General features: G+C 65.0%; 13 protein-coding genes. 7 read left to right on the top strand and 6 right to left on the bottom strand.

The features are described from left to right. Positions 1-99: 99 nt before the first annotated feature. From rsmG to rpmH, 6 genes are all read right to left on the bottom strand, one after another. Positions 100-846: a 16S rRNA (guanine(527)-N(7))-methyltransferase RsmG gene (gene rsmG / locus ACIGKQ_RS13385; protein WP_266061881.1), complete on the bottom strand. Its 747-nt coding sequence runs from the start codon at positions 844-846 to the stop codon at positions 100-102. A gap of 183 nt (positions 847-1,029) precedes the next feature. Continuing rightward, on the bottom strand, positions 1,030-1,737 hold the full coding sequence (locus ACIGKQ_RS13380; protein WP_287016071.1) for a R3H domain-containing nucleic acid-binding protein: 708 nt from the start codon (positions 1,735-1,737) through the stop codon (positions 1,030-1,032). 79 nt (positions 1,738-1,816) lie between these two features. Next, positions 1,817-3,166, bottom strand: coding sequence for a membrane protein insertase YidC (gene yidC, locus ACIGKQ_RS13375; protein ID WP_396574003.1), 1,350 nt, complete (start codon positions 3,164-3,166; stop codon positions 1,817-1,819). A gap of 3 nt (positions 3,167-3,169) precedes the next feature. Next, positions 3,170-3,550, bottom strand: a complete 381-nt coding sequence (gene yidD / locus ACIGKQ_RS13370) for a membrane protein insertion efficiency factor YidD (protein ID WP_372474928.1) — start codon at positions 3,548-3,550, stop codon at positions 3,170-3,172. Then, complete coding sequence (gene rnpA, locus ACIGKQ_RS13365) at positions 3,547-3,984, bottom strand: ribonuclease P protein component (RefSeq protein WP_396574001.1); 438 nt, start codon at positions 3,982-3,984, stop codon at positions 3,547-3,549. The genes yidD and rnpA overlap by 4 nt, the downstream gene beginning before the upstream one ends. Positions 3,985-4,037: 53 nt before the next feature. Then, on the bottom strand, positions 4,038-4,181 hold the full coding sequence (gene rpmH / locus ACIGKQ_RS13360) for a 50S ribosomal protein L34 (RefSeq protein WP_006337454.1): 144 nt from the start codon (positions 4,179-4,181) through the stop codon (positions 4,038-4,040). Between the two features lie 508 nt (positions 4,182-4,689). On the opposite strand from rpmH, the gene dnaA reads away from it, so the two are divergent. The 7 genes from dnaA (at position 4,690) to gyrA (ending at position 15,650) form a co-directional block, all read left to right on the top strand. Beyond that, positions 4,690-6,216, top strand: coding sequence for a chromosomal replication initiator protein DnaA (gene dnaA, locus ACIGKQ_RS13355; protein ID WP_396574000.1), 1,527 nt, complete (start codon positions 4,690-4,692; stop codon positions 6,214-6,216). Positions 6,217-6,757: 541 nt separating this feature from the next. Next, positions 6,758-7,921, top strand: coding sequence for a DNA polymerase III subunit beta (gene dnaN, locus ACIGKQ_RS13350; protein WP_235721479.1), 1,164 nt, complete (start codon positions 6,758-6,760; stop codon positions 7,919-7,921). Then, complete coding sequence (gene gnd, locus ACIGKQ_RS13345; protein ID WP_396574056.1) at positions 7,918-8,889, top strand: phosphogluconate dehydrogenase (NAD(+)-dependent, decarboxylating); 972 nt, start codon at positions 7,918-7,920, stop codon at positions 8,887-8,889. The genes dnaN and gnd overlap by 4 nt, the downstream gene beginning before the upstream one ends. Position 8,890: 1 nt before the next feature. Then, positions 8,891-10,084: a DNA replication/repair protein RecF gene (gene recF / locus ACIGKQ_RS13340; protein WP_328713912.1), complete on the top strand. Its 1,194-nt coding sequence runs from the start codon at positions 8,891-8,893 to the stop codon at positions 10,082-10,084. Then, positions 10,081-10,644: a DUF721 family protein gene (locus tag ACIGKQ_RS13335; RefSeq protein WP_235721482.1), complete on the top strand. Its 564-nt coding sequence runs from the start codon at positions 10,081-10,083 to the stop codon at positions 10,642-10,644. The genes recF and ACIGKQ_RS13335 overlap by 4 nt, the downstream gene beginning before the upstream one ends. 325 nt (positions 10,645-10,969) lie before the next feature. Further along, complete coding sequence (gene gyrB, locus ACIGKQ_RS13330) at positions 10,970-13,045, top strand: DNA topoisomerase (ATP-hydrolyzing) subunit B (RefSeq protein WP_308191626.1); 2,076 nt, start codon at positions 10,970-10,972, stop codon at positions 13,043-13,045. 100 nt (positions 13,046-13,145) lie between these two features. Next, the gene (gyrA, locus tag ACIGKQ_RS13325) at positions 13,146-15,650 is read left to right on the top strand and encodes a DNA gyrase subunit A (RefSeq protein WP_396573997.1); all 2,505 of its coding nucleotides are present in this window, start codon (positions 13,146-13,148) and stop codon (positions 15,648-15,650) included. The last annotated feature ends 38 nt before the right edge of the window (positions 15,651-15,688 follow it).

Here is a 15,688-nt window from a genome sequence, read left to right as displayed (position 1 = left end):
CGGTATCACCGCCGGAGATCTCGGCGACTTCGGCGGCACCCGACTGATCACCGGTCTGCCGTCTATTCTGCGCCCTCCGTGAACTCCACACCAATCTGGTCACCCCTTCCGATCGCGACGACGCCCGCGTCGCTTCGCCGCACTCCTGGCACCCTGTGTACCCGTCGTTGTGCGGGCACCGCCGACGGCACGCTTGTGTCCGATCACGACAGTGGTTGCGACGTCCAGCACGCCGGCACCGCACTGTTCCACGTGGAGATCGACGATGCCCTGCCGGTGTGCGACCTCACCGTCGCGCTCGATCTCTTCGGCCGCTGACGAACCCTTGATCGCAACCATTCGACCGCCATCCCGGACCAACGGCGCGGACCACTTCGACAGGCGCTCCAGCGGTGCCACTGCACGCGAGGTCACCACATCGGCGCCACCGATGTCGGATCGCACAGCTTTCTCCTCGGCACGTCCACGGATCACTCGCACATTCAGTTCCAGCTCGTCCACGATGCGCTCCAGGAACTCACTTCTACGCAGCAGCGGTTCCACCAAAGTGATCGAGAGGTCGGGACGAGCCATGGCAAGGGGGATACCCGGCAAACCCGCCCCGCTGCCGATGTCGACGACGGTCTCGGCGTCTTCGATTACATCGCCCAGGACGGCACAATTGAGAATGTGCCGCTCCCACAATCGCGGTACCTCGCGCGGACCGATGAGGCCGAGCAGCACACCGTCCGTCGCCAACGCGGCGCAGTAGCGGTCGGCCCTGGTTTGGTTATTACCGAAGACTGAGATCGATGCCTCGGGCGCATGTGGGATCTCCACTTCTTCGTCGCGTTTCACGTGAAACATCCTCTCACTGCATTGGGCTGCTAGAACCTGCTGCCGACAGTTTCACGTGAAACCGCGGCCGAAGCGTTTCACGTGAAACAACGCCAGCGACCCAAACCACAAGCGTGTAATTCTCATACCCAGAGACGCCGAAAGTCCCGGCCTGGACCGGGACTTTCGTCAATGTCGGAGTTCGGGGGACCGTCACGCGGACGGCAACACCACCACGCGGCGCCTAGGCTCGGCACCCTCACTTTCACTGACGACGCCGTCCACTGCCGCAACGGCGTCGTGGACGATCTTGCGTTCGAACGGAGTCATCGGGTCCAGTGCCTCACGCTCACCAGACTTGCGCACTCGCTCGGCCACGTCGGTTCCGAGTCTCGCCAGGCGATCGCGCCGGTCGGCCCGCCAGCGGGCGATATCGAGCATCAACCGGCTGCGCACTCCGGTGGACTGCTGAACCGCCAGTCGCGTCAGCTCCTGCAGGGCATCGAGTACTTCGCCCTTGCGGCCCACCAACTTGTCGAGGTCGTCACCGCCGTCGATACTCACGACCGCGCGATCACCGTCGACGTCCAGGTCGATGTCGCCATCGAAGTCCAGCACGTCGAGCAACTGCTCGAGGTAGTCGCCGGCGATCTCGCCCTCTTCGACCAGCCGATCCTCTTCGTCGATCTCCTCCTCATCGGCTGAGTCATCGGACTCTCCGTGCGAAGCGGCATCATCGGCATCCTGCGATGCGGCTGCGTCGGATTCGGTCTCGGCGTCGGCACCCGAGGAGCCCGGGCCGGTCGCTTCGTCGGCTTGCGAGGCCGCATCCGTGGCCGCCGGCGATGCACCGGCGTCGTCGCTCACCGAGTCCTCGATCTCGCGAACCTGTTCGTCGTGTGCAGCAGTCTCTGCTGTCATCTCACTTCCACCTAACTCTGCTTCTCAACCAAACGTCTGCGTTCCACTCGAAGGGGAGGGGAGTGGTCACCCGATCGGGTCAGTGCCGCCCTCCGGGCCGGCCTCCCTTTCGACGGCGCGAACCACCCTTGCGGTTCTTGGCCGCCACGTGAGCGGTGCCCGACTTCTGCGGTCCGGACTTCTGCCCCTGGCCGGCGGATCTGCCACCGGATGGTCGCTGTGCCGCGCCGGCATCCGGACCCGACGAAGTCGTGGAAGCACCGTCCTTCTCCGACTCGGTGTCAGCGTCGGTGCCGGTGGCCGCGTCATCGTCGCCCCCCTGCGCGGCCGCCGACGTGTCAGCAGATGAGTCGGACGAGCCGGCTGCCGTGGACTTCGATTTATCGAGCCCCAGCATGCGCTGCAGACCGGCCAGCGGACCCGCCGACGTGGTCGTCGTGGTCGTCGACGTCGTCGCATCTTCCTCGGGCGCCACCACGTCACCGTCGACCGTCGCGGGTTTCTTGGCACGGTCCGGACGCGCACCCGGCTTGGGCGCGTTCGCTTTCAGCTTCTCCTGTTTGAGCCGCCGTGCTTCCTCTTCTTCACGTTCGATACGACCGAACACGATGTGCTGCTGACCGTAAGTCCAGAGGTTGTTACTCATCCAGTAGAGGAGAATCGCCACCGGGAAGAACGCACCGGTGACCAGAATGCCCAGCGGGAAGATGTAGAGCGCCAGCATATTCATCATGCGGGTCTGCGGGTTCTCCAGCGCCGCTTCCGGCTGGCGGGCGACCGACGCACGGGAGTTCATGTGCGTGGCGATCGACGCGATGATCATCATGGGGATCACCACGATGGCGATCTGGGTGCGGGTGAAGTCGATGGCTGAGCCCGGCTCGACGAAGGCCTGGAATTCCGAGACCGGCTCGGTGATGTAGGACGACAGCGGCACCCCGAACAGGCGGGCGTCGAGGAAGTTCTGCACCAGCTCCGGGCTGAACGCGTAGTTGCCGAGTGACCGCGTCTCCTCGGCGGACATACCGGGCTGGCCGAGACCGGTCGCCATCCGGTTGAACGACCGCAACACGTGGAACAAACCGATGAAGACCGGGATCTGCAGCAGCATCGGGAGACAGCCGAGCAGCGGATTGAATCCGTGCTCGCGCTGCAGCTTCTGCATCTCCTCGGTCATCTTCACGCGATCCTTGGCGAACTTCTTGCGGATCGCCTGCAACTGCGGGTTGATCTCCTGCATCTTCTTCGTGGTGCGAATCTGCCGCACGAAGGGCTTGTAGAGGATCGCGCGCAGCGTGAACACGAGGAACACCACCGACAGCGCCCATGCCACACCGTCGCCGCCCGGCGAGTCCGGCGTCACATGGCTAAACAGCCAATGCCAGACCCACATGATCCAGGAGACCGGATAGTAGATGAAGTTCAGCACGGGTCAGTTACCCCTAACCTCTGACGGTGTCGATTCCTCGACAGATCGTTCACTGGTGACTGGTCGTTCACTGGTGGTGAAGAGTTCGCGGAGACCGCGTTCGGGAACCGGGTCGTAGCCCGGCTTGTGCCAGGGACCGCATTTCAGCAGCCGCACCACCGACAACCATCCTCCGTAGAGAAATCCGTGTCGGGAGAGTGCCTCGACGGCGTAGCCGGAGCACGTCGGTTCGAAGCGGCATGTCGGCAACCGCATCGGGGAGACCCACGTGCGGTAGAGCTCGATTACGAAGATGACCACCTGCCGGGGCAGGCGATGGATCCAGCGCAGCGGCGACGTGGTGCGGGGCGCGCCCGGATCCGGCGCTGCGGGGTCCTCGGTCACGATCGGACCCGACGCGAATGACTCGTGGAGAGGCGCTCATCGAACGCCTCACGGATCCGGCGTCGTGACAGCGCCGCGGTGATCTGCTCGGACAGCTCGGCGCTGCCGAGTTGTGCCGTAGAAGGACGTGCGCGGATCACCATCATCGTCTCGGGCACGGAGAATTGATCGTGCACGCGGGCGAACGCGGCCCGCAATCGACGCGCCACCCGATGCCGGGTCACCGCGTTCCCCACGGCCTTGCTGACGATCAGCCCCAGCCATGGACCACCGACCGTGGCAACCATGGCGGGTCGTTCGTCGGGGTCGGCTGGGGGTGAGGTGTTCAGCGGGAGCACATGGATGACGAGATCACGCGTCGTCACCCGCACACCGCTCTTCAGCGTGCGATCGAAGTCGGATCCACGTGAGATCCGATGAGCGGCAGCCACCATCGATACGAGTAACCGGCGGTGGGAACGCCACCGCCGGTGACATCGACGTCGACTCAGGCCGTGAGCTTCGCGCGGCCCTTGCTGCGGCGACCGTTGACGATGGCCCGTCCGGCGCGGGTGCGCATACGGAGACGGAAACCGTGCACGCGTGCGCGACGACGGTTGTTGGGCTGGAAAGTCCGCTTGCCCTTGGCCATGGGTGACTCCTTGTGCTCTTGTGTGATCGCGCCGACAGCACGCGCGAACCACATCCCTGGTTGGTGGTCTGCTGATCCCGGTGCGGTGCCGAACTGACGCCGGATGGATGACCGGTGGCCATCACGCAAATCCGTCACCTGGATGACCAGTCGAGACTACTGAGTACGGCACCGCAAATCAAACGAACCGATGGCAAGCACCCACGCCGGTGACGCCGCCCACACCATGAGATCGATCATGCTGAGAGGGGCGCTCACCAGTTGCACGATTCGTCCGATCGATTGCCTCATTCACTTTGTCGGGCGCGCTGCACTCTGTTAACTTCGGCGCAGGCTCAACAAAGAGACGATTCAGTGAACTCCCTCCTGGCCGGCTTGAGACTTCGAGATACCCCCAGATCTGTACACAGCTGTGGACAACTATGTGGACAACTCGCGTTGGGGTGCGGCATGGTGACATGCTCATGACCGACGCTGGTCGTAGTTCCGGTAGGAGGGGCGCAGCACCGTGGTGAGTGATCGTGATTCGTTCGGCGAAGTGTGGCAGAGCGTCGTCGCCGAGCTCAACGACGACGCCTCCGCCCATCATCATGAGCCGCTGACCCGCCAACAGAAGGCGTGGCTGTCGCTGGTCCAACCGCTGACCCTCGCCGAGGGTTTCGCGCTCCTGACCGTGCCGACCCCGTTGGTGCAGGAGCAGATCGAGCGCAATCTGCGCGACACCATCCGCTCGGCGCTGAGCCGCCACCTCGGACAACCGGTCGACCTCGGCGTCCGGATCGCCACCCCGATGGTCGAGGAGGCGGTAACCGATCCGCCGCCGCTCACCGACCATCACGACCCCACGGCCGCTCACACCGTCATCCCGCACACCGCCGGCCCGCTCGCGCCGTCGACGGCCCCGACCGGGTTCGACGGCCGTCCGGATAGAACCGCGACTGGTCCCGAGACGTCGGATTGGTCCACCTACTTCGCCGAACGACCCACCACCGGCCAGTCCCCGTCGAGTGCCAATCTCAGCCCGAAGTACACCTTCGACACGTTCGTGATCGGCGCTTCCAACCGTTTTGCCCATGCGTCGGCGGTGGCGGTGGCCGAGGCGCCGGCGCGCGCCTACAATCCGCTGTTCATCTGGGGCGAGTCCGGCCTCGGCAAGACCCACCTGCTGCACGCCGCCGGCCATTACGCCCAGCGACTGTTCCCCGGGATGCGGGTGAAGTACGTCTCCACCGAGGAGTTCACCAACGACTTCATCAACTCGCTGCGTGATGACCGCCGGGTCGCGTTCAAACGGCGCTACCGCGACGTCGACGTGCTGCTCGTCGACGACATCCAGTTCCTGATCGGCAAGGAAGGTATCCAGGAAGAGTTCTTCCACACCTTCAACACCTTGCACAACGCCAGCAAGCAGATCGTCGTATCCTCCGATCGGCCGCCCAAACAGCTTGCGACACTTGAGGATCGGCTCCGCACCCGCTTCGAGTGGGGTCTGATCACCGACGTCCAGCCGCCTGACCTGGAAACCCGGATCGCCATTCTGCGCAAGAAGGCGCAGATGGACAACATCGCGGTTCCCGACGACGTGCTCGAACTCATCGCGTCGAAGATCGAACGCAACATCCGTGAACTCGAGGGGGCACTCATCCGCGTCACCGCGTTCGCCTCGCTCAACAACGCCGAACTCGACAAGGCGCTCGCCGAAGTGGTGTTGCAGGCGCTGCTGCCCAACTCCGGGACCCTGGAGGTCAGTGCGGCCAGCATCCTGGCCATCACCGCCGAGTACTTCGACATCTCGGTGGAGGAACTGCGTGGGCCCGGCAAGACCCGCTCGATCGCTCAGGCCCGACAGATCTCGATGTATCTCTGCCGCGAGCTGACCGACCTCTCGCTGCCGAAGATCGGCGAGACGTTCGACCGTGACCACACGACGGTGATGTACGCCGAACGCAAGATCCGCAAGGAGATGGCCGAACGCCGCAAGGTGTACGACCACGTCCAGGAACTCACCGCGCGTATCAAGCAGCGCGCGAACTGACGGCTCGCCGCCAAACTCTCCAGTCGCCAACTCTCGACTCGAACCACAGACTTTGTGATGCCGGGATCCCACGGATCCCGGCATCGTCGTACCCGGAATCGGTTCATCACCAGCTGTGGACAAAGCTCGGGATAACCGTGGATCACATGTGTACCGAACGTGGACAGTGATGGAACGATTGTCTGCGCGCCCACAGGGCATCCGATCCCCTCACGAGTTGTCCACCAGACATCCACACGCACGCATGCCCGATGACCTGCATGAGATCGCACTGGTGCACAGATCCACAGGCCCTATGACTGAGATGGATCCCTCTCTAAAGAGAATCTTTCAAAAGAAGGTCTTGTGCACAGACGGCGCGAACGTGTGATTCGTCCGAGCTCCGGACACCCCGGCAGTTCGCCCCCATTGCCTCCCCGTCTGGCAGGCTCGTTCTACAGTTGGAATCCCATCTGGAAATCCCACCGACAGCCTCAGCGTGCTCGGCGGACGACGGTGGGTGTGGCGAGAGCAGCTGAACAGAGAAGGGCAACCACCCAGCATGAAGTTCCGTGTCGCGCGTGACGAGTTCGCAGATTCCGTTGCCTGGGTGGCCCGCAGCCTGCCGGCCCGCCCGCCGGTTCCGGTGCTCGGTTGTGTGGTGCTGACCGCCGAGGACGGCCTGGAGGTCTCCGGTTTCGACTACGAGGTGTCCGCCCAGCAGTCCATCGGCGCCGAGATCGCCGAGCCGGGCAAGGTACTGGTGTCGGGTCGTCTGCTCGCCGACATCACCAAGGCGCTGCCGAACAAACCGGTCGATGTGAGCCTTGACGGGTCACGGGTCGCGATCAGCTGCGGGAGCGCCAAGTTCTCGCTGCCGACCATGCCGGTCGAGGACTATCCGGAGTTGCCCACACCGCCCGCGGTCACCGGCACCATCCCCGCCCAGGTATTCGCCGAGGCCATCGGACAGGTTGCGGTGGCCGCCGGCAAGGACGACACCCTGCCGATGCTCACCGGCGTCCGGGTCGAGATCGACGGCAACCGCGTCGTCCTCGCGGCCACCGACCGTTTCCGACTCGCCGTCCGTGAACTCGAATGGCAGCCGACCGGCGCCGAGGCCACCGGGGCCGTGCTGGTTCCGGCCAAGACCCTCTCGGAAAGCGCCCGCACCGCCGGATCCGGCACCGGCGAGATCTCACTGGCCTTCGGGACCGGCTCGAGTATCGGCGGCGAGGGCATCATGGGCATTCTCGGCGAGACCAAGCGCAACACGACCCGGCTGCTCGACGCCGAGTTCCCCAAGTTCCGTCAGCTGCTGCCCGCCAGCCACACGGCCATCGCCACCATCGACAGCGCGCCGTTGCTCGACGCGATCAAACGTGTGGCCCTGGTCGCCGAGCGTGGTGCGCAGGTCCGGATGGAGTTCAGCGACGGCCTGCTGGTGCTCACCGCCGGTGGCGACGAGGCCGGCAAGGCGGAGGAAGAGTTGCCGGTGCAGTTCCACGGCGAGCCGCTGACCATCGCGTTCAACCCCGGCTATCTGCAGGATGGCCTCTCGGCCATCGGCGTGCCGACCGTGGACTTCGGGTTCACCACCCCCAGCCGTCCGGCGGTTTTGCGGCCCTCCACCGGTGAGGAGCCCGTCGCCGACGAGTCCGGCGCCTTCGTGGCCCCGGACAGCGTGTTCACCTACCTGCTGATGCCGGTGCGTCTGCCGGGCTGAGTTCCGGCCGCGCCGTTCGCAGATCCGCACCGACCGAAGGGACGTCAATGCAGCTCGGGCTCGTGGGCCTCGGCAAGATGGGTGCCAATATGCGCACCCGCATCCAAGAGGCCGGGCATCAGGTTGTCGGTTACGATCCGCGGCCGGAGGTCTCCGACGTGGGGACCCTCGCGGACATGGTCGCCGCGCTCGACGCGCCGCGCGCGGTGTGGGTGATGGTGCCGTCGGGGGATCCGACCCGCACCACCATCGCGCAGCTCGCCGAGTTGCTCGAGCCCGGTGACGTGGTGGTCGACGGCGGCAACTCCAAGTACAGCGACGACCTTCCGAATTCAGAACTGTTGGGCGGCAACGGGGTCGGCTACGTGGACTGCGGTGTCTCCGGTGGTGTGTGGGGATTGCGCAACGGATACGGGCTGATGGTGGGCGGTTCCGACGACGACGTGACCCGGCTGATGCCGATCTTCGACGCGCTGCGGCCGCCGGGTGAGCGGGCCGACGGTTTCGTCCATGCCGGTCCGGTCGGTGCCGGTCACTACGCCAAGATGGTGCACAACGGTGTCGAGTACGGGTTGATGCACGCCTACGGAGAAGGCTACGAGCTGCTCAGCGCCGAGCCGTTGATCACGGACGTCGAAGGCACCCTGCGCGCCTGGACCACCGGGACCGTCGTGCGGTCCTGGCTGCTCGAATTGCTGGTCCGGGCCCTCGAAGAAGATCCTGGTCTCGCCGAGATCTCCGACTACACAACCGATTCCGGGGAAGGCCGGTGGACTGTGGAGGAGGCGATCCGGCATTCGGTGCCGGCCAACGTGATCTCCGCGGCCCTGTTCGCGCGCTTCGCCTCACGGCAGGATCAGGGGTCCCCGGCGCTCAAAGCGGTGTCGGCACTGCGCAATCAGTTCGGTGGACACTCGGTCAAGGACAGCTCGGGACGTTCGGTCGGCGAAACCGGCACCCCGACCTGACGTGTTCGTCCGCGAACTGTCCCTGCGCGAGTTCCGGTCCTGGCGAGAAATCGATCTGACGTTGCGTCCAGAACCGACGATCTTTGTGGGCCGCAACGGGTTCGGTAAGACCAACCTGCTCGAGGCAGTGGGTTATCTGGGTACCCTGCGCTCACACCGGGTCAGCACCGACGCACCGCTGGTGCACAGCGGATCGTCGTCGGCCACGGTCACCGGAACGGTCGAGAACTTGGGCCGCGAACTCACCGTGCAGCTGCAGATCAACGCCGAGGGCGCCAACAAGGCGACTGTCAACGGTGCGCCGTCGCGCCGGAGCCGAGACATCCTCGGCATCCTGCGCTCGGTGATGTTCGCGCCGGAGGATCTGTTGCTGGTGCGCGGTGATCCGTCCGACCGCCGGCGATTCATCGACGAACTCGTCGCCCAACGTGGACCCCGTTGGGCTGCAACACGTTCCGACTACGACCGGGTGCTTCGCCAACGATCGGCACTGCTGAAGACCGCAGGATCCGCGCTGCGACGAGGCGGTTCGGACGCCGAATCGGTGATCAGCACGCTCGACGTGTGGGACGGCCAACTCGCCGATCTGGGCGGCCAGGTCACCGCCGCACGGATCGAGGTGCTACGGCAACTCCGTCCGCACGTCACCGAATCATATGCATCGATCGCACCGCATTCGCGGCCGGCGACGATGCGGTATCGGGCCGCGGCCGGGCCGGAGGTGGTCGCCGCCGACGATGCCCCGGTCTCCGCCGATGACATCACCGAGATCCTGTTGACCCGGTTGCGCGAACTGCGCGACAAGGAGATCGACCGCGGGGTGAGCCTGGTGGGTCCGCATCGCGACGACCTCGACATCGTCCTCGGCGACGAGGTGGCCAAAGGCTTCGCCAGCCACGGTGAGTCCTGGTCACTGGCGCTGGCGCTGCGGCTGGGTTCGGTGGAACTGGTCCGGGCCGACGGCATCGAACCGGTGATCATGCTCGACGACGTCTTCGCCGAACTCGACGCCCAGCGTCGCGCGCAACTCGTCGCGTTCACCGAAACCGCCGAACAGTTGCTGATCACCGCGGCGGTTGGCGAGGACATTCCCGACACCATCGGCGGTCGCCGGGTTTCTGTCGGGGTCGTGGAGGACAATGGCACTCGACATTCGGTGCTGACCGAGCCGACTGCAGGGGAGGGCGGTGCATGAGCGAGTCGAGGCCGGACGGAGCGTCACCCCAGACAGGCCCGTCACATTCGTCGGGGTATGAACTCGCCCGGCGAGCATTGGAGGAGGCGCGGGCCGCGGCCCGCGCCCAGGGCAAATCCGTCGGCCAGGGCAGGTCCTCCCCGGTGACCGAACGTCGCCGACCGGCCGGCCGCCGACGTCGCTGGTCCGGATCGGGTCCGGATGCGCGGGATCCGCAGCCCCTGGGTCGCCTCGCCGGCAGTCTGGCCCGGGAACGTGGGTGGGAGCCGCAGATCGGGCAGGGCACCGTCTTCGGTCTCTGGGAGCAGATCGTCGGACCCGACGTGGCCGCACATGCTCAACCGACATCGTTGCAGGACAACGTCTTACACATCTCCGCCGAGTCCACTGCCTGGGCCACCCAACTGCGCTACATGCAGGGACAGATCCTCGCGAAGATCGCCGGTGCCGTCGGCGACGGGATGGTCACCAGCCTGCGGATCACCGGACCCAAGCAGCCGTCGTGGCGCAAGGGGCCCAAACACATCGCCGGCCGTGGACCCCGCGACACCTACGGGTGACCCTACGGACCGCCCGCCGCGAGCCGTAGCGGCCGAGGGGCGAGTCAGCGTTCGTCAGACGGAAGAATCCGGCCTCATCCACGATCGGACCGGCATCTCACGAAAAAAATCGATCTACGCGGTTGTTAGCGGCCCCGGATACCCGTTCCTGGTCGGGTCAGGCAGTAGTATGTAGGCAGTTGTCCCGACAGGGGTGGAGCCACCTGGGCAGAGTGCCCGGACTGCATACCGATCTCGTCCGTGCGCGGAGTGCGGATGAGGTCGTCGTGCGTCCAGGCTTCACCCCCGCCGGGTTTCACCGAGACAGAAGGAGCGGACGCACCTCGTGGCCGACACCAACACCACCGGTTCCGACGACGCTGCGGCGAAGAAGAACCGCAAGTCCAAGAAGCCGGGCGAGTACAGCGCCGATTCGATCAGCATCCTGGAAGGTCTCGAGGCCGTTCGCAAACGGCCCGGCATGTACATCGGTTCCACCGGTGAGCGTGGCCTGCACCATCTGATCTGGGAAGTCGTCGACAACTCGGTCGACGAGGCGATGGCCGGATACGCCAGCAAGGTGGAGGTCACCCTGCTGGAGAACGGCGGCGTCGAGGTCGTCGACGACGGCCGCGGCATCCCCACCGACATGCACAAGACCGGCGTGCCGACCGTCGAGGTTGTCATGACCCAGCTGCACGCCGGCGGCAAGTTCGACTCCGACGCCTATGCGGTGTCCGGCGGCCTGCACGGTGTGGGTATCTCGGTGGTCAACGCCCTGTCGACCCGTGTCGAGCTGGAGATCAATTACGGCGGTTTCCACTGGGAACAGCACTATGACCACGCCAAACCCAGCAAGCTGGAAAAGGGCGATGCCACCCGCAAGACCGGCACCACGGTGCGGTTCTGGCCGGACGCCGACATCTTCGAGACCACCACGTTCAGTGCCGAGACCGTGGCGCGGCGCCTACAGGAGATGGCGTTCCTGAACAAGGGACTGACCATCACGCTCACCGACAACCGGCTCAGTGATGAGGCCGCGGTGGCCGAAGCCGAGATGGATCCGGACGCCGAAGAGGGTGCCGAGACCATCAAGTCCGAGGCGGAAAAGGCGCAGAAGGCGGCCAAGGTGCGCACCCGCACCTATCACTACCCGGATGGTCTCGTCGACTACATCAAGCACCTCAACCGGACCAAGAACGCCATCCACACCTCTGTGGTCGGCTTCACCGCCAAGGGGACCGGTCACGAGGTGGAGATCGCGATGCAGTGGAACGCCGGCTACTCCGAGTCGGTGCACACCTTCGCCAACACCATCAACACCCATGAGGGCGGCACGCACGAAGAGGGCTTCCGTGCCGCGTTGACCAGCACCGTCAACAAGTACGCCTACGACAAGAAGCTGCTCAAGGAGAAGGACGGCAAACTCACCGGAGACGACATCCGTGAGGGGTTGGCCGCAGTCATCTCGGTGAAGGTCGGCGACCCGCAGTTCGAGGGACAGACCAAGACCAAGCTCGGTAACACCGAGGTGAAGAGCTTTGTGCAGAAGACCTGCAACGAGCATCTCGCACACTGGTTCGAGGCCAATCCGGCCGAGGCCAAGATCATCATCAAGAAGGCGGTGGATTCCGCGCAGGCGCGGCTGGCTGCCCGCAAGGCGCGAGAGTTGGTGCGTCGCAAGACGGCCACCGACATCGGCGGTCTGCCCGGCAAGCTCGCCGACTGCCGCAGCAACGACCCCACCAAGTGTGAGGTGTACATCGTGGAGGGTGACTCCGCCGGTGGCAGCGCCAAATCGGGGCGCGACTCGATGTATCAGGCGATCCTGCCCATCCGCGGCAAGATCATCAACGTCGAGAAGGCACGGATCGACCGGGTGCTCAAGAACACCGAGGTGCAGTCGATCATCACCGCCTTCGGCACCGGCATCCACGACGAGTTCGACATCGCCAAGCTGCGCTATCACAAGATCGTGCTGATGGCCGACGCCGACGTCGACGGCCAGCACATCGCAACCCTGCTGCTCACGCTGTTGTTCCGGTTCATGCGTCCGCTCATCGAGCACGGCCACGTCTATCTGGCGCAGCCGCCGCTGTACAAACTGAAATGGCAGAAGACCGAGCCGGAATTCGCCTACTCCGATCGGGAACGCGATGGCCTGCTCGAGGCCGGCCGCGCCGCCGGCAAGAAGATCAACACCGACGACGGCATCCAGCGTTACAAGGGTCTCGGCGAGATGAATGCCAAGGAACTGTGGGAGACCACCATGGATCCGGCGGTGCGGGTGCTGCGCCAGGTCACCCTCGACGACGCGGCCGCTGCCGACGAGCTGTTCTCGATCCTGATGGGTGAGGACGTGGCCGCCCGCCGCAGCTTCATCGCTCGCAACGCGAAAGATGTTCGCTTCCTGGACGTCTGAGATCCGTCCGATGGTCGATCTCGCTGGTGGTTGAGGTGCGAGGAGCCTGCGACGAGCCTCGAAACCACCGCCACCGACAGTCTGAACGAAAGAGATTCCCATGACTGACACCACACTGCCCCCGGCCGGGGGAGAGGGCGACCGCATCGAGCCGGTCGATCTCGGCCAGGAGATGCAGAACAGCTACATCGATTACGCGATGAGTGTGATCGTGGGCCGTGCGTTGCCGGAGGTGCGCGACGGTCTCAAGCCGGTGCATCGCCGCCTGCTGTATGCGTCCTTCGATGCCGGTTTCCGGCCCGACCGCAGCTACGTGAAGTCGGCGAAACCCGTTGCGGAGACGATGGGTAACTACCATCCGCACGGCGACTCCGCGATCTACGACGCCCTGGTGCGCCTGGCGCAGCCGTGGTCGATGCGCTATCCGCTGATCGACGGGCAGGGCAACTTCGGTTCCCGGGGCAACGACGGCGCGGCCGCCATGCGTTACACCGAGGCCCGTCTCACGCCGTTGGCGATGGAGATGCTGCGGGATATCGACAAGGAGACCGTCGATTTCATTCCGAACTATGACGGCAAGACCAACGAGCCGACGGTGCTGCCCTCGCGCATCCCGAACCTGCTGATCAACGGATCCGGCGGTATCGCGGTCGGCATGGCCACCAACATTCCGCCGCACAACCTCAATGAGGTTGCCAATGCGGTGTTCTGGGCGCTTGAGCATCCCGACGCCGACGACGAGGCGTTACTCGCCGCGTGTATGGACGCCATCAAGGGTCCTGATTTCCCCACTGCTGGACTGATTGTCGGCAGTCAGGGCATCAAGGATGCTTACACGACCGGCCGTGGCAGCATCCGGATGCGCAGTGTGGTGGAGATCCAGGAGAACAAGGGCACCACCCAGCTGCTGGTCACCGAATTGCCGTATCAGGTGAACCCGGACAACCTGATCCAGTCGATCGCCGAGCAGGTCAACGAGGGAAAACTCAAGGGCATCAGCCGAATCGAGGATCAGTCCTCCGATCGCGACGGTATGCGCATCGTCATCACCCTGCGCCGCGACGCGGTGGCGAAGGTGGTGCTGAACAACCTGTACAAGCACAGCCAGCTGCAGACCAGCTTCGGCGCCAACATGCTCTCCATCGTCGACGGTGTGCCGCGTACGCTCCGCCTGAATCAGATGATCCGGCTCTACGTCGAGCACCAGATCGACGTGATCGTGCGTCGTACCCGGTACTTGCTGCGCAAGGCCGAGGAGCGCGCCCACGTGCTGCGCGGTCTGGTCAAGGCGCTCGACGCCCTCGACGAGGTGATCGCACTGATCCGCGCCTCGGCGAACACCGAGGCCGCCCGCACCGGCCTGATGGATCTGCTCGACATCGACGAGATCCAGGCCGACGCGATCCTGACGATGCAGCTGCGTCGTCTGTCGGCGTTGGAGCGGCAGAAGATCATCGACGAGTTGGCCGAGATCGAGCGTGAGATCGCCGATTACAAGGACATCCTCGACAAGCCCGAGCGTCAGCGCGCGATCGTGAGAGACGAGCTGACAGAGGTCGTCGAGAAGTACGGCGACGACCGGCGCACCCAGATCATCGCCGCCGACGGCGACGTCAGCGACGAAGACCTGATCGCGCGTGAAGAAGTGGTCGTCACGATCACCGAGACCGGTTACGCCAAGCGGACCCGCTCGGATCTGTATCGCAGCCAGCGCCGCGGCGGCAAGGGTGTGCAGGGTGCCGGCCTCAAGCAGGACGACATCGTCAAACACTTCTTCGTCAGCTCGACACACGACTGGATCCTGTTCTTCACCACCAAGGGTCGCGTCTACCGGGCCAAGGCGTACGAGCTGCCCGAGGCCAACCGGACCGCCCGCGGTCAGCACGTGGCGAATCTGCTCGCCTTCCAGCCCGAAGAACGCATCGCCCAGGTCATCCAGCTCAAGACCTACGAGGACGCGCCATACCTGGTGCTGGCCACCCGCAACGGTCTGGTGAAGAAGTCCAAGCTGGTCGACTTCGACTCCAATCGGTCCGGCGGCATCGCCGCGATCAACCTGCGGGGCGAGGACGAACTGGTGGGTGCGCAGCTGTGCAGCGCCGACGACGATCTGTTGCTGGTGTCGGCCAAGGGCCAGTCCATCCGGTTCCATGCCGACGACGAGGCGCTGCGGCCGATGGGTCGCCAGACCTCCGGCGTGCAGGGTATGCGCTTCAACGGCGACGATCTGTTGCTGTCGCTGAACGTGGTCCGCGAGGGCACGTACCTGTTGGTCGCCACGTCGGGCGGCTACGCCAAGCGCACCGGGATGGATGACTACCCGGTACAGGGTCGTGGCGGCAAGGGTGTGCTCACGATCCAGCACGACCGCAAGCGCGGAGAACTGATCGGTGCGCTGATCGTCGACGACGACTCGGAGCTGTATGCGATCACCTCCGGTGGCGGTGTCATCCGGACGGGGGCCAAGCAGGTGCGTAAGGCCGGTCGCCAGACCAAGGGTGTGCGCCTGATGAACCTCGAGGAGGGCACCACCGTCATCGCAATAGCACGCAATGCCGACGAGCCGGAAGAAGAAGCAGGCGCATCGGCGGGTCCCGGCAAGTAGTGGCCGGGTACGGCCACCGGTAGCGGTTAGTGTGGGTC

This window comes from Gordonia sp. NPDC062954 (genome assembly GCF_044543825.1).
Taxonomy (GTDB): domain Bacteria; phylum Actinomycetota; class Actinomycetes; order Mycobacteriales; family Mycobacteriaceae; genus Gordonia; species Gordonia tangerina.
The sequence above is the reverse complement of the archived record's forward strand: the minus strand, read 5'-3'. Positions and strand labels throughout refer to the sequence as shown.